Below are 14,004 nucleotides of genomic sequence, written 5' to 3'. Positions count from 1 at the left end.
CGTGCGATTATGTGGGTCACATCAGAACAGCTCGTGACTCTCGCCGTTATCCATAATCGTCGTACCCACATCATGCACCGAATATTCGGTTGGCTGGGTGCCATTGATGAAGTACTCCTGACGAGTGTTGCCACCGCCATTGGCCAGCTTGCCGGTGCTGCGGTCGATAGTCACTGTGATCACGCCATCCGGCGGGGTTAACGGCTGTACCGGCACACCGTCCAGCGCGCTCTTCATGTACTCATCCCATGCCGGTTGTGCACTCTTAGCACCACCTTCATAGCCCGAAATCTGATCGGGAATCGCACCGGAGAGCGTGCTGCGGCCCAGATTGCGGCGCGCATCATCAAAACCGATCCAGACTGACGTCACCACGCCAGGGCCGTAACCCGAGAACCAGGCGTCTTTCGAGCTGTTGGTGGTACCGGTTTTGCCGCCGATATCATTACGCTTGAGGTCACGCCCGGCACGCCAGCCGGTTCCCATCCAGCCCGGTTCGCCAAAGATATTACTGTTCAGCGCGCTCTTAATCAGGAAGGTGAGGGGGGTATTGATCACGTGCGGCGCATATTGCTGCTCACCCTGCTGTGCCTGCGCAGGAACCTGCTCCAGTTCAGGCTGAGGAACCGCCTGATTCTGGTTGTTATTTGAAGCAGCAACGTTCTCGACGCTCTCTTCATTTAACGCCAGCGCTTTTTTGGTCTCACCGTAGATGACCGGCAGATTGCACTGTGGACAGGCGATCTTCGGTTTCTCTTCAAATACGGTGCCGCCCTGTTCGTTCTCAATTTTGGTAATGAAGTAAGGATCGACCAGGAAGCCGCCATTCGCCATCACGGAGTAGCCGCGCACCACCTGCAACGGTGTGAAGGAGGCCGCACCCAATGCCAGCGACTCAGTGTGCACAATGTTCTGAGCCGGGAAACCAAAGCGCTGCAGATACTCTGCGGCGTAGTCCACGCCCATCGCACGCATCGCACGTACCATGACAACGTTTTTCGACTGGCCGAGTCCCTGACGGAGACGAATCGGACCATCATACGTTGGCGGTGAGTTCTTCGGACGCCAGTCAGCCCCGGCACCCGCATCCCAGCGTGAAATCGGCACATCGTTCAGGATGGAGGCGAGCGTCAGGCCGCGATCCATGGCGGCGGTATAGAGGAAAGGCTTGATGTTAGAACCGACCTGGCGCAGCGCCTGGGTCGCACGGTTAAACATGCTCTGGTTAAAGGCGAAACCGCCCACCAGCGCGCGCACCGCACCATCATTCGGGTCCAGCGAGACCAGCGCCGAGTTCACATCCGGCACCTGGCCCAGCCACCAGTCGTCACCCACTTTACGCACCCAGATCTGCTGGCCTGCCTGCAGGACCTGCGTCACGCTTTTCGGCGTCGGGCCCTGCACGGTGTCAGACTTATAAGGACGTGCCCAGCGCACACCCGCCAGTGCCAGCGACACATTGCTGCCATCTTTCAGCATCACGGTCGCTTCATCGCTGCGTGCTTCTGTGACCACGGCCGGATGCAACAGTCCATAGACCGGCAGCGGCTTCAGCGCCTTCTCAATCTTCGTCTGATCCCAGGCGGGTTCACCCACTTTCCACAGCACGCTGGTCGGGCCGCGATAGCCATGACGCATATCGTAAGCCATGACGTTATTGCGCACCGAGGTCTGAGCGGCTTCCTGCAGACGGCGGGTGACAGTGGTGTAAACCTTGTAACCGTCGGTATAGGCATTGTCGCCGTAGCGTTTCACCATCTCCTGACGCACCATCTCGCTGAGATAGGGGGCAGAGAAGGCGATTTCCGGACCGTGATACTTCGCTACCAGCGGCGTATTACGTGCCTCGTCATACTGCTGCTGCGTGATGTAATGCTGATCCAGCATACGCGCCAGTACCACGTTGCGGCGTGACAGGGCGCGGCTCGGTGAATAAAGCGGGTTAAAGGTGGATGGCGCTTTTGGCAGACCGGCAATCATCGCCATCTCACTCAGCGACAGCTGGTCAACCGGCTTACCAAAATAGACCTGCGAAGCTGCGCCGACGCCATAAGCACGGTAGCCGAGGTAGATCTTATTCAGGTAGAGCTCAAGAATTTCATCTTTGTTCAGCAACTGCTCAATGCGGATCGCCAGGAACGCTTCCTTTATTTTACGCATCAGAGTGCGTTCCGGGCTCAGGAAGAAGTTACGCGCCAGCTGCTGAGTGATGGTACTGGCACCCTGTGAGGCATGACCGGAAACCAGCGCAATGCTGGCCGCACGGAAAATACCCACAGGGTCAACACCATGGTGCTCATAGAAACGGCTGTCTTCGGTCGCAATAAACGCTTTCACCATCACAGGTGGCACTTGCTGCAGAGTCAAAGGGATACGGCGCATTTCGCCATACTGGGCGATTAAATCGCCATCGGCGCTGTAAACCTGCATCGGGGTTTGCAGACGCACATCTTTCAGCGTGTTTACGTCGGGCAGCTGTGGCTCTATGTATTTGTATAAACCATAAATCGAGCCAGCTCCCAACAGGATGCAACACACTGCAAGGATCAATAAATACTTTACGAACTTCACCTGGAATTTCCCATCTCTTGTCGTTTGAGCAGTTTATAAACAACCGCGCGGTAGTATAAAGGCAAGCCAGACGCTTTGATATGTCCATCTTTCCCGGACGATAAGGAGATCGCGCGCATGGCTTTTCATACCTGGCAAATTGGGCTGGATATTCAGAATAGGCAGATTTGTGCCCTGGCCCTCCAGCCTCGTCGTGATGGCTGGCAGCTACGCCACTGGTGGCAGCAGCGGCTGCCGCAAGATACGTTAAGAAACGGCGTGCTGCAATCTTCGCCTGAATTACTGGCAACCTTAACGGCCTGGCGTCAGCGGTTGCCGCGTCGTTACTCGCTGCGTGTCGCGCTGCCCGCCCGGCTGGTACTGCAGCGCCAGCTTCCCCTGCCCGCACAGTCGCTCAATGAGCCTGCGCTGGGGCACTATGTGCAGGCGGCCGCGCGCCGTCTCTTTCCGCTGGAGCCTGCTGCGCTGGCACTGGATTACCGCACCGACACACAGAGCGGCCAGCTCTGCGTCACGGCGGCCCGGCTGGAGATTATAGACCAGTGGGCAGCGCCACTGCTGCAGGCGGGATTAAAGCCGCAGGTGTTCGAGCTGACTACCGAAGCGCTCAGGCGGCTGGCCCGGCAGGCCGCGCTGCAGGAGGGTGCGGTACTGGTGCTGCAGCAGGATAACCGCTGGCTCTGGAGCGATGTGCATACCGCGGCTGACAACGGCGAAGCTACCACGCTTGCGGCACTGCAGCAGCAGGCCTTCCCCGATGCCCGTTCTGTTGCCTGGTGCTCAGCCGATAATTCTGCGCTGCCCGCTGATGCCCGCGCGTTTTCCCCTTTTGATCTGTTCCTTTATAAACAGCCGCCGTTACCGGAAAGTCCGGGTGCCTTTGCGCTGGCGGCCGGGCTGGCGCTGCGCGACGGAGATCAATGATGGTCGCAGTGAATCTGTTGCCGTGGCGGCAGCGCCGTCAGCAACAGCAGCGGCGACAGAGCCTTGTCGTGCTGTTACTGATGCTGAGTGCTGTTCTGGTGGGAGTCATGCAGCAAAGCTGGCGCATCTGTCAGGCGCGTGAGCAGGTGGCGCAGATGGGCAGGGTACAGCAGCAGGCGCTGGAAAACCTGGACGCGCAGCTGGCGCAGCAAAAGACATTACTGGCACAGCGCACGGCAGTGCAAAAACAGCAGGCGAAGCAGCGCCAGAAGGCATTGCAACTGACCGCATGGCATCAGTTCTGGCTCGATTTACCCGCGTTACTGCCTGACACCGCCTGGCTGACCCGGCTGGAGAAGCGCGACAATCGTCTCACGCTAGAGGGGCTGGCGCAGGATATGGCGGCGGTCCGGCAGTTCCGTGAGCAGTTAACCACCGTCGCGCTGTTTGGTCAGGTGAGGCAGGGCAGCGTTAAGCGTCAGGCTGATAGTCATTATCGCTTTTCACTGCGGGCAGAGGTGAAGGAGGTGACTGATGAATGAGTGGTGGGATCGCTGGTGGCAGATGGCTGCACTTCCGCGTTACGGCATGCTCGCTGCCGTCTCAGCCAGCCTGTTACTGATCTCATGGGTTTTCTGGTTGCGGCCACAGCAGCAGACGCTGATCGCTGAACAGCAGAAACTGTTGCAGTTGAACCGTACCCTGGAACAGCGGCAGCAGCAGTGGGGTCAGAACCCGGATATAGCGCAGTTGCAGGCGCAGCTGCAGTCGATGCAGACCGCCAGATCTGCACCGGGCGCATCAGGCCGGGCAGTGGAAGCGATGCTGGCGGCACGGCGTCATCAGCTGGAAGAGTGGCAGCCGGATTCTCCTTCACGCACGCTGACCCTGCATCTGCAGTGGCCAGCGTTTCAGTCACTTTTTGCCGAGCTTGCCGATGCTTCCCTGGCGTTTCCGGTGCATTTCCAGCTGCTGGCGCAGCCGCAGTATCTGGTGGCTCAACTCTGGCTGGAGCCCGACGATGCGCCATAGCCTGCTGATTTTACTGCTGTGCTGTGGCGGTGTGCTGGCACGTGATCCGTTCCGTCCTGTTGCCGGTTCGATTTGTGAGGCGCTCGTGGAGCCGCTTACCGGCTGGCATCTGCAGGGGATCATTGGCCGTGAGATGCATTTTCATGCCTGGCTGGTGAACCCGCAGGGAGAGAGCGTCGCAGTCCGCACAGGCAAGCCATTTCCCCTGTCGCCCTGGCAACTCGCTGAGATGACCCGCCGCAATCTCTCCTTAGCGGTACCGAATAGCTGCACTGCACAACAGACTTCGTTTTACTTAAAAGGACGTTCGCATGAAAAGGATAGCTACTCTGCTGCTGCTCATAAGCTGCCTGCTGCCGGTTTACGCCGCTGATGAGGAGCCTCTCAGCCTGACATTTGATAACGCGCCGGTAGCGCGCATTTTACAGGCGCTGGCTGACTATCAGCAGGTCAACCTGATGATAGCGCCAGAGGTGGAAGGGTCGTTATCGCTGCGGCTTGATAACCTGCCGTGGCATCAGGCGCTGGACCTGGTAGCGCGCATGGCAAAGCTGACGCTGATAGAACAGGATAATGTGCTGCTGGTCTATCCGGAGAGCTGGCAGCAGGCTCAGCAGCAGGCACGGGAAGCGGAGCAGCAGGAAAAGTTGCAGCAGACGCCTTTGCAGCAGCGCGCCGTGATATTGCGCTATGCCAGCGCCAGCGAGGTGCATGCCAGCCTGCTGACTGAACGGCAGTCGCTGATGACACCGCGCGGCAGCGTGACGGTCGACAAACGCACCAACGCCCTGTTACTGCGCGATACGGCGGCAGCGTTGAAAGAGACGGAACGCTGGATACGGGCGCTGGACCTGCCACTGGAGCAAATCGAGCTATCGGCGCATATCGTCACCATCAGCGAAGAGCATCTGCAGGAGCTGGGCGTGAAGTGGGGATTGCAGGCGGGTGACGCCGCCGTGACTGACATCCTGCATCATCCCCGGCTGGATATTCCGCTGGCGGTGAGTTCACCCGGCATCAGCGTGGGTATGGCGCTGGCGCGCATCGGCGGTCAGCTGCTGGATCTGGAATTAAGTGCGCTGGAGCAGGAGAACCAGATTGAAATCATCGCCAGTCCGCGTCTCTTTACCTCACATCAGCAGACCGCGTCGATTAAGCAGGGCACGGAGATACCTTATGAAGTGTCGGCGGGAAACAGCGGTGCCACCAGTATCGAGTTCAAAGAAGCGGTGCTGGGCATGGAGGTGACACCGACGATTTCCGGGAGTGGCCGCATCCAGCTGAAGATCCATATCAGTCAGAACATGCCGGGTCGCAGCATCAGAACCGGCGACAGTGACATATTATCCATCGATAAACAGGAAATTGAGACGCAGGTCACGGTCAGTGACGGGCAAACACTGGCGTTAGGGGGTATCTTTCAGCAGCAGCGCAGTCACGGAGAGAATAAAGTGCCACTGCTGGGAAATGTGCCGCTGATTGGCGGGTTGTTTCATCAGCAATCGGAGCAGCGCAAAAAAAGAGAGCTGGTGATCTTCATAACGCCGCGATTGGTCAGGGAAGCAGCGCTTACGGCTGGATAAAACGGAAAATGCGTCCCTTAAGGCCATCTGCGTTGACGCAGGAGAGGAATTAGCTTACAAGGTTTAGCGATTTTCAATACGGTGTAACCGTCTATGCAGGGTAAATCCCGGCAAACAGATCAGAAAACTCCTCTGTAAGCAGCGTGTAAAGACGCAGCGCTGGCGCGTTACAGTTTCGCGAACACAGGCCAATTCAGAAATGGATGTGCTGAAGGCAATATAATCGGTTGCCAAACAGCCTTGAGTGTTGAGATAATTTTTCATCTGACTCTTGCTAACGCTCATGAGGTCTCAGTTCCTGTCCCGCCAGCAAATGCTGAACGCGGGGTATCATTAACGAATTCTTAGTAATACCGACAAAATGGCAGAGAAACGCAATATCTTTCTGGTTGGGCCGATGGGTGCCGGCAAAAGCACTATTGGCCGTCAGTTGGCTCAGCAACTCAACATGGAGTTCTTCGATTCCGATCAGGAAATTGAGCGACGCACCGGAGCGGATGTGGGCTGGGTTTTTGATGTCGAAGGCGAAGCTGGCTTTCGCGATCGCGAAGAAAAAATCATTAACGAACTGACCGAGAAGCAAGGCATCGTCCTGGCGACAGGCGGTGGTTCCGTCAAATCCCGGGAAACGCGTAATCGTCTCTCCGCCCGCGGTGTTGTGGTTTATCTTGAAACCACCATCGAGAAGCAACTGGCGCGCACCCAACGTGACAAAAAACGTCCGTTGCTGCAGGTGGATTCACCGCCGCGCGAAGTGCTTGAAGCGCTGGCTGGCGAACGCAACCCGCTATACGAAGAGATCGCCGATGTCACCATCCGCACAGATGATCAGAGTGCAAAAGTGGTGGCGAATCAGATTATCCACATGTTGGAAAAAAGTTGATCCAACGTTCGAAGGCTTTTTAACAGGTATCGGGCATCATGGAGAAGATCACCGTCTCACTGGGGGAACGCAGTTACCCCATCACTATCGCCGCCGGACTGTTTAACGATCCGGCTTCTTTTTGGCCGCTGACCGCGGGCGAAAACGCCATGGTGGTGACAAACCAGACGCTGGCTCCGCTCTATCTTGACCAGCTGACAGCGCGGCTGACAGCGGCAGGTGTAAAAGTGGATCAGGTGATCTTACCCGACGGCGAGCAATATAAGACGCTGGCCGTGATGGATCAGGTTTTTACCGCGCTCCTGCAAAAGCCGCACGGTCGTGATACGACGCTTGTCGCCTTAGGCGGCGGCGTCATTGGCGATCTTACCGGTTTTGCTGCGGCCAGTTATCAGCGTGGCGTACGCTTTATCCAGGTACCGACCACCTTACTGTCGCAGGTTGATTCTTCAGTTGGCGGCAAAACGGCCGTTAACCATCCGCTGGGCAAAAACATGATCGGCGCGTTTTATCAACCCGCGTCAGTGGTGATTGATACGGCCTGTCTGAAGACGCTGCCTGCGCGTGAGCTGGCGTCTGGCTTAGCGGAAGTCATTAAGTACGGCATTATCCTCGACGGTGCGTTTTTCCAGTGGCTGGAGCAGAATCTCGATGCTCTGCTGGCGCTGGATGAACAGGCGCTGGCGTACTGCATTCGTCGCTGTTGTGAACTGAAGGCTGAAGTCGTGGCGGCCGATGAGCGTGAAAACGGTCAGCGGGCGTTGCTTAATCTGGGCCATACTTTTGGTCATGCGATTGAAGCACACATGGGCTACGGCAACTGGCTGCACGGTGAAGCGATTGCGGCGGGCATGGTAATGGCAGCACGCACGGCTGAACGTCTGGGACAGTTCCGGGCGGAAGAGACCGACCGCATTATTGCCCTGTTCAGGCGTGCCGGTTTACCGGTGCATGGGCCGCAGGCAATGAATGCAGAGATGTATCTGCCGCACATGATGCGCGATAAAAAAGTTCTGGCGGGCGAACTGCGGCTGATACTCCCGCTGTCAATTGGCCGCTCTGAAGTGCGTGGTGGCGTGGCACATGATATGGTGCTGGCTGCAATTAACGATTGTCAGCAACCCTGAGATTAAGCAGTTGAGTGGTGACGCGGCGCGCAGGGTGCGCAGTGCGGAATGCCGCTTTACGGAGGAGCCAAAATGGATGAGTTTAAACCGGAAGACGAGTTAAAGCCTGACGCCAGCGACCGCCGTCCCTCGCGCCCTCGTAAGTCCTCTACTGCGGCCAAAACACCGGTTTCGCGCCAGCGTATCATGATGGGCGTCGGGATCCTGGTTCTGCTGTTACTGGTACTGGGGATTGGTTCGGCGCTGAATGGCCCGGATGAGAAAAAACCGGCCACGGCGGGCACAACCCCTGCCACCAATGGCGGTTCCGGCAGCGAGAAGAACATTGACCTGGGCGGCTCCTCTTCCATGTCCGGTGGACAGACGCCTCCGTCAGGTGCGCAGACTACCCCCGCCACCAGCGAAAATAACGCGGCGACCAGCGGTGATGCTGCCTCTAATCCGCAGCGCGACATCTCGATGCCGCCTGTGGCTTCAACGCCTACCCAGGCCGCACCGGTTGATGCGCCTGCGAATCAGCAGCGTGTCACGCTGCCGGGCGATCTGAACAGCGCGCTGACTAATCAGCAGCAGCAGGTTGACAGTGCCGCGATGGGCACGCAGGGCGGCAGTTCACTGCCAACGGCGCCAGCAACGGTCAGCGGCAATGCCGGAACGGCTGCTAATCCTGTTACGGCACCTTCAGGCCGTCAGACACCGAACAAATCCAATACCGCTGCTCGTCCGGCGCACGATTCATCGCATAAAACAGCATCGAAGCCTGTAACCCGTGACAGCAAAACGCACACCACGCCAGCGCGTACGCCAGTGAGTTCTGCGCCAGCTACCACGGCTGCGGGCAGCAGTTCAGCCAGCAAATCACTGCCAGGTGGCAGCTACACTCTGCAGCTGAGTGGTGCATCGAAGCCGGAAAGCCTGAATGCCTGGGCTAAGCAACAAAATCTGAGTGGATATCACGTCTATAAAACCACCCGTAACGGTCAGTCGTGGTACGTACTGGTGAGTGGCTCCTATGCCACACCGGCCGATGCCAAACGCGCTGTAGCATCGCTGCCTGCAGACGTGCGTGCGAAGAACCCGTGGGTAAAACCCGTCAGCCAGGTGAAGAAAGAAGCCAGCCAATAGCGGATGTGGGGCCAGGCTCTGGCCCCGTTTTAAGCGCAGATCTGCTGTCGGTCCAGCCACAGCCTCACAATAAGATGTAATAACCACGACAGCATGAAAAAAAATCGCGCTTTCCTGAAATGGGCAGGGGGAAAATTTCCCTTAGTAGAAGAGATCCATCGTCATCTGCCGCAAGGCGACTGTCTGGTCGAGCCATTTGTTGGCGCGGGTTCGGTGTTTCTGAACACGGAATTTGATCGCTACCATCTGGCTGATATCAACAGCGACCTGATTAATCTCTACAACATTGTCAAAACGCGTACTGCGGATTTCATCCGTGACGCGCAGCTGCTGTTTACGCCGGAAGGTAACAACGAAATCTGTTATTACCAGCGGCGCACCGAATTTAATACCAGCACCGACGCCTACCAGCGTGCGCTGCTGTTCCTCTATCTGAACCGTCACTGTTACAACGGCCTCTGCCGCTATAACCTGCGTGGTGAGTTCAACGTGCCGTTTGGCCGCTATCGCAAACCCTACTTTCCGGAAGCCGAACTGTTATGGTTTGCCGAGCGCGCGCAAAAAGCGACGTTTGTCTGTGAATCGTACGATGTTACCCTGACCAGTGCTGGTAAAGGCTCGGTGGTCTATTGCGATCCGCCTTATGCACCGCTGTCGGCCACGGCCAATTTTACGGCTTATCATACCAACAGCTTCAGCCTGCGTGAGCAGGAGAATCTGGCGGCGTTAGCGGCACAGCTGGCTGCGTCGGAGCACCGGATTCCGGTACTGATTTCTAACCACGACACTGCACTGACGCGTTTATGGTATCAGGATGCAGTGTTACATGTGGTCAAAGCCCGGCGTTCTATCAGCCGGAGCATAGCCGGTCGCACCAAGGTCGACGAACTGCTGGCACTTTATCGCTAGTATGTTTCGTCCGCGACCAACGCATTACGCCAGCCTAAGTGCTGGCGCACAACAGTGGGAGAATCGGATGAAACAATATTTGCTGGCCCCTTCAATCCTGTCGGCGGACTTTGCCCGCCTGGGCGAAGACACAGCCAAAGCACTGGCGGCCGGAGGTGACGTGGTTCACTTCGACGTAATGGACAACCACTACGTCCCTAATCTGACCATGGGTCCGATGGTGCTGAAAGCACTGCGCGACTATGGCATCACCGCCCCCATCGATGTGCATCTGATGGTGAAGCCGGTCGATGCGCTGATCCCGGAGTTTGCCAAAGCCGGTGCCACCTATATTACCTTTCATCCGGAAGCCAGCGAGCACGTTGACCGCACCCTGCAACTGATCAAAGAGCACGGCTGTAAAGCGGGTATGGTGTTTAATCCGGCGACCCCGCTGAGCTACCTCGATTACGTCATGGATAAGCTGGATATCATTCTGCTGATGTCCGTGAACCCAGGTTTTGGCGGTCAGTCATTTATTCCCGGCACCCTGGATAAACTGCGTGAAGCGCGCAGACGTATCGATCAGAGCGGCTACAACATTCGTCTTGAAGTGGATGGCGGCGTGAAGATCGACAATATCCGCGAGATTGCGGCTGCCGGTGCAGATATGTTTGTCGCGGGTTCTGCCATATTCGGTCATCCTGACTATAAAAAAGTGATCGACGATATGCGCAACGAACTGGAGAAAGCCAATGGCTCATTTCACTGATATTCGTGCGCTGGCGTTTGATCTCGATGGCACGCTGGTGGATAGCGCGCCAGGCCTTGCCGATGCGATCGACCGCACGCTGAACGATCTCCGCCTGCCGCAGGCGGGCCTTGAACGTGTCTCAACCTGGATTGGTAATGGTGCCGATATCATGATGGCCCGTGCGCTGACCTTTGCGCTGAGCCGTGAGCCCCAGCCGGAAGAGCAGCGTGATGCACGCGCGCTGTTTGACCGCCACTACGCCGACACCGTGGATGCGGGCAGCACGCTGTTCCCGCAGGTGAAGCAGACGCTGGATGCCTTAAAAGCTTCCGGGCTGCCGATGGCGATTGTGACCAACAAGCCGACGCCGTTTGTGGCACCGCTGCTTGAATCGCTTGGCATTGCCGATGCGTTTTCGCTGATTATCGGTGGCGATGATGTGCCGGTTAAAAAACCGCACCCTGCAGCGATCTTCATGGTGTTGGGCACCTTCGGCGTACTGCCGAACGAGTTGCTGTTTGTTGGCGACTCTCGCAATGATATCCAGGCGGCGCAGGCGGCAGGCGTACCCAACGTCGGTATGACCTTTGGCTATAACTATGGCGAGCCGATTGCCACCAGCCAGCCCGATTTAACCCTCGACTCTTTCGACGAACTTTTGCCCACACTGGGGCTGTAAATATCAGGACTTAAGTATGAAACCCATCGTTTTCAGCGGCGCACAGCCGTCCGGCGAACTGACCATTGGCAACTATATGGGAGCGCTGCGTCAGTGGGTGCAGATGCAGGATGATTTCCACTGCATTTACTGCATTGTTGATCTGCACGCGATCACCGTGCGTCAGGATCCTGCTGCACTGCGTAAAGCGACGCTGGATACGCTGGCGCTCTATCTGGCCTGTGGTATCGACCCGCAAAAAAGCACCATCTTTGTTCAGTCGCATGTGCCAGAGCACACGCAGCTGAGCTGGATCCTGAACTGCTACGCCTATTTCGGTGAACTGAGCCGTATGACGCAGTTCAAGGACAAATCAGCACGTTACGAAGAGAACATCAACGCCGGACTGTTCGACTACCCGGTGCTGATGGCGGCAGACATTCTGCTCTATCAGACCAATCAGGTGCCGGTCGGTGAAGATCAGAAGCAGCACCTGGAGCTGAGCCGCGATATTGCGCATCGCTTCAATGCGATATATGGCGATATCTTCCGGGTGCCAGAGCCGTTCATTCCGAAGTCGGGCGCGCGCGTGATGTCGCTGCTGGAACCGACCAAAAAAATGTCCAAGTCTGACGATAACCGCAACAACGTGATCGGCCTGCTGGAAGATCCGAAAGCGGTCGTTAAGAAAATCAAACGCGCCGTTACCGATTCTGAAGAGCCGCCAGTGGTGCGCTACGACATCAAAGAGAAAGCAGGCGTCTCTAACCTGCTGGATATTCTGTCGGGCGTGACCGGTAAAACTATCGCGGAACTGGAGCAGGAGTTCGAAGGCAAAATGTATGGCCACCTGAAAGGCGCAGTAGCCGATGCGGTGTCGGGCATGCTTTCTGAACTGCAGGAGCGTTATCATAGCTTCCGCAACGATGAAGCGCTGCTGGAGCAGGTGATGCGTGATGGCGCGGCGAAAGCACGCGCACAGGCGCAGGAAACGCTGAAGAAGGTTTACGAAGCGGTAGGCTTTGTCGCGATGCCGTAATGGCTGAGCGGATAAAAAACGGCGGGCATTGTGCCCGCCGTTTTTATTTGCCCATTCAGAACCAGCGCAGGCTGTCGCGCAGACTCACCACGCTGCCAATAATCATCAGGCTGGGGCTGCTCACCTGACCGGCTAACGCTTCCAGTTCGTTCAGTGTCCCGGTGACCACGCGCTGACGCGTGCTGGTGCCGTTTTCCACCAGCGCCACCGGCATATCGCTGCGCATCCCATGTTTTATCAGCTGCTGCTGAATTTCTCCGGCCTGGCCCAGCCCCATATAAAACACCAGCGTCTGCTGTTCTGCCGCCAGCGTCTGCCAGGCGAGCGTACCGGATTTCTGCAGATGCCCGGTTACCAGCCTGACGCTCTGCGCATGATCGCGATGGGTCAGGGGAATGCCACTGTAGGCCGCACAGCCTGATGCCGCGGTGATGCCCGGCACCACGCTGAACGGAATCTTCAGCTGTGCCAGCGCTTCCAGCTCTTCACCGCCGCGACCAAAGATAAAGGGATCGCCGCCTTTCAGCCGCACCACGCGTTTGCCGCACTGTGCCTGTTCGCAGAGCAACTGGTTGATCGCATCCTGCGGCACGCAGTGATGTCCGGCGCGTTTACCGACAAAGATGCGTTCGGCATCGCGGCGCACCAGATTCAGGATTTCATTGGAAACCAGCCGGTCATAGACGATGACGTCTGCCTGCTGGATCAGCTGCAGGCCTTTGAGTGTGAGCAATCCGGCATCGCCCGGACCGGCACCGACCAGCGCTACTTCACCCTGTTGCGGAAGGTCTGCGCTAAAAAGTGCGTCGGTAATCTGATCCGCGCGTTCACCGTCGCCGTTAGCCAGCGTCTGGGCCAGCCGTTCGCTGTTAAAAAAGCGCTCCCAGAAGTGGCGTCGGACATTGAGGGAGCCGAACTGCTTTTTCACCCGATCGCGCAGGCCGCCCGCCAGCTGCGCCAGTTGACCCAGATGCTGCGGCAGCATCGCCTCCAGTTTCTCCCGCAGCAGCCGCGCCAGCACCGGCGCGCGTCCACCGGAAGAGACGGCGACCATCAGCGGTGAGCGGTCAATGATCGACGGCATAATGGCGCTGGCCTGCTGCGGCGCATCCACCAGATTGCAGAAGATCTGCTGTTTTTCAGCTGTGTCAGCCACCTGCTGATTGACCTCGTTATCACTGGTGGCGGCGACCACCAGCCAGCAGCCGGTCAGCCACGCGGGATCGAAATGCCCTGGTAGCAGCGTGACGGCTTTCTGCTGCGCCCATTGCAGGAAGGCAGGGGAGAAATCGGGGGCTCCGACCCAAAGATCGGCACCGGCCTCCAGCAGCAGGCGCGCTTTTCGCTCCGCCACATCACCCGCGCCGACCAGCAGACAGCGTCGGCCCTGCAGGCGGCAGAACAAGGGGAAGTAGTCCAT

Annotated in this window: 14 protein-coding genes; 12 read left to right on the top strand and 2 right to left on the bottom strand. The window is 57.6% G+C overall.

Features of this window, described 5'->3' with window-relative positions:
• Nucleotides 1-21 precede the first annotated feature (21 nt).
• Nucleotides 22-2,571: a peptidoglycan glycosyltransferase/peptidoglycan DD-transpeptidase MrcA gene (gene mrcA, locus FA92_RS16275; protein WP_033784163.1), complete on the bottom strand. Its 2,550-nt coding sequence runs from the start codon at nucleotides 2,569-2,571 to the stop codon at nucleotides 22-24.
• A 117-nt stretch (nucleotides 2,572-2,688) separates the two neighbouring features.
• Here mrcA and pilM point away from each other — a divergent pair, with 117 nt between their 5' ends.
• From pilM to trpS, 12 genes are all read left to right on the top strand, one after another.
• Nucleotides 2,689-3,495 carry a pilus assembly protein PilM gene (pilM, locus tag FA92_RS16270; RefSeq protein ID WP_033784162.1) on the top strand — a complete coding sequence of 269 codons (807 nt, stop codon included), beginning with the start codon at nucleotides 2,689-2,691 and terminating at the stop codon, nucleotides 3,493-3,495.
• Nucleotides 3,495-4,037, top strand: a complete 543-nt coding sequence (locus tag FA92_RS16265) for a PilN domain-containing protein (protein ID WP_033784161.1) — start codon at nucleotides 3,495-3,497, stop codon at nucleotides 4,035-4,037. The genes pilM and FA92_RS16265 overlap by 1 nt, the downstream gene beginning before the upstream one ends.
• Nucleotides 4,030-4,527, top strand: a complete 498-nt coding sequence (locus tag FA92_RS16260; protein ID WP_033784160.1) for a hypothetical protein — start codon at nucleotides 4,030-4,032, stop codon at nucleotides 4,525-4,527. Before FA92_RS16265 ends, FA92_RS16260 begins: the two co-directional genes overlap by 8 nt.
• Nucleotides 4,517-4,900, top strand: a complete 384-nt coding sequence (locus FA92_RS16255) for a DNA utilization family protein (protein ID WP_033784159.1) — start codon at nucleotides 4,517-4,519, stop codon at nucleotides 4,898-4,900. Before FA92_RS16260 ends, FA92_RS16255 begins: the two co-directional genes overlap by 11 nt.
• Entirely contained in the window at nucleotides 4,839-6,110 is a 1,272-nt protein-coding gene (gene hofQ / locus FA92_RS16250; protein WP_072008988.1) for a DNA uptake porin HofQ, read from the top strand. Before FA92_RS16255 ends, hofQ begins: the two co-directional genes overlap by 62 nt.
• A 361-nt stretch (nucleotides 6,111-6,471) precedes the next feature.
• The gene (gene aroK, locus FA92_RS16245; RefSeq protein WP_003852989.1) at nucleotides 6,472-6,993 is read left to right on the top strand and encodes a shikimate kinase AroK; all 522 of its coding nucleotides are present in this window, start codon (nucleotides 6,472-6,474) and stop codon (nucleotides 6,991-6,993) included.
• A gap of 38 nt (nucleotides 6,994-7,031) precedes the next feature.
• A complete protein-coding gene (gene aroB / locus FA92_RS16240) occupies nucleotides 7,032-8,120 on the top strand; it encodes a 3-dehydroquinate synthase (protein WP_033784158.1) in 1,089 nt (362 codons plus the stop codon).
• Between the two features lie 72 nt (nucleotides 8,121-8,192).
• Complete coding sequence (locus FA92_RS16235) at nucleotides 8,193-9,245, top strand: SPOR domain-containing protein (protein WP_033784157.1); 1,053 nt, start codon at nucleotides 8,193-8,195, stop codon at nucleotides 9,243-9,245.
• Between the two features lie 93 nt (nucleotides 9,246-9,338).
• Nucleotides 9,339-10,154, top strand: coding sequence for an adenine-specific DNA-methyltransferase (gene dam / locus FA92_RS16230; protein ID WP_013359279.1), 816 nt, complete (start codon nucleotides 9,339-9,341; stop codon nucleotides 10,152-10,154).
• Between the two features lie 67 nt (nucleotides 10,155-10,221).
• The gene (gene rpe, locus FA92_RS16225; protein ID WP_013359278.1) at nucleotides 10,222-10,905 is read left to right on the top strand and encodes a ribulose-phosphate 3-epimerase; all 684 of its coding nucleotides are present in this window, start codon (nucleotides 10,222-10,224) and stop codon (nucleotides 10,903-10,905) included.
• Nucleotides 10,889-11,566: a phosphoglycolate phosphatase gene (locus FA92_RS16220; RefSeq protein ID WP_033784156.1), complete on the top strand. Its 678-nt coding sequence runs from the start codon at nucleotides 10,889-10,891 to the stop codon at nucleotides 11,564-11,566. The genes rpe and FA92_RS16220 overlap by 17 nt, the downstream gene beginning before the upstream one ends.
• A 16-nt stretch (nucleotides 11,567-11,582) precedes the next feature.
• Nucleotides 11,583-12,584 carry a tryptophan--tRNA ligase gene (trpS, locus tag FA92_RS16215; protein ID WP_013359276.1) on the top strand — a complete coding sequence of 334 codons (1,002 nt, stop codon included), beginning with the start codon at nucleotides 11,583-11,585 and terminating at the stop codon, nucleotides 12,582-12,584.
• Between the two features lie 55 nt (nucleotides 12,585-12,639).
• Here trpS and cysG read toward each other — a convergent pair whose 3' ends face one another.
• On the bottom strand, nucleotides 12,640-14,004 hold the full coding sequence (gene cysG / locus FA92_RS16210; RefSeq protein WP_033784155.1) for a siroheme synthase CysG: 1,365 nt from the start codon (nucleotides 14,002-14,004) through the stop codon (nucleotides 12,640-12,642).

The sequence above is a fragment of the Pantoea sp. 9140 genome (genome assembly GCF_000745295.1).
GTDB lineage: Bacteria > Pseudomonadota > Gammaproteobacteria > Enterobacterales > Enterobacteriaceae > Pantoea > Pantoea vagans.
This window is presented reverse-complemented; position numbering and strand designations above follow the sequence as displayed.

What these genes read in the sequence shown, in the direction of transcription:
- aroB (WP_033784158.1), top strand. Translation starts at nt 7,032, where the DNA reads ATGGAGAAGATCACCGTCTCACTGGGGGAACGCAGTTACCCCATCACT.
- rpe (WP_013359278.1), top strand. Translation starts at nt 10,222, where the DNA reads ATGAAACAATATTTGCTGGCCCCTTCAATCCTGTCGGCGGACTTTGCC.
- FA92_RS16260 (WP_033784160.1), top strand. Translation starts at nt 4,030, where the DNA reads ATGAATGAGTGGTGGGATCGCTGGTGGCAGATGGCTGCACTTCCGCGT.
- FA92_RS16265 (WP_033784161.1), top strand. Translation starts at nt 3,495, where the DNA reads ATGGTCGCAGTGAATCTGTTGCCGTGGCGGCAGCGCCGTCAGCAACAG.
- hofQ (WP_072008988.1), top strand. Translation starts at nt 4,839, where the DNA reads ATGAAAAGGATAGCTACTCTGCTGCTGCTCATAAGCTGCCTGCTGCCG.
- FA92_RS16255 (WP_033784159.1), top strand. Translation starts at nt 4,517, where the DNA reads ATGCGCCATAGCCTGCTGATTTTACTGCTGTGCTGTGGCGGTGTGCTG.
- trpS (WP_013359276.1), top strand. Translation starts at nt 11,583, where the DNA reads ATGAAACCCATCGTTTTCAGCGGCGCACAGCCGTCCGGCGAACTGACC.
- dam (WP_013359279.1), top strand. Translation starts at nt 9,339, where the DNA reads ATGAAAAAAAATCGCGCTTTCCTGAAATGGGCAGGGGGAAAATTTCCC.
- pilM (WP_033784162.1), top strand. Translation starts at nt 2,689, where the DNA reads ATGGCTTTTCATACCTGGCAAATTGGGCTGGATATTCAGAATAGGCAG.
- cysG (WP_033784155.1), bottom strand. Translation starts at nt 14,004, where the DNA reads ATGGACTACTTCCCCTTGTTCTGCCGCCTGCAGGGCCGACGCTGTCTG.
- aroK (WP_003852989.1), top strand. Translation starts at nt 6,472, where the DNA reads ATGGCAGAGAAACGCAATATCTTTCTGGTTGGGCCGATGGGTGCCGGC.
- FA92_RS16220 (WP_033784156.1), top strand. Translation starts at nt 10,889, where the DNA reads ATGGCTCATTTCACTGATATTCGTGCGCTGGCGTTTGATCTCGATGGC.
- FA92_RS16235 (WP_033784157.1), top strand. Translation starts at nt 8,193, where the DNA reads ATGGATGAGTTTAAACCGGAAGACGAGTTAAAGCCTGACGCCAGCGAC.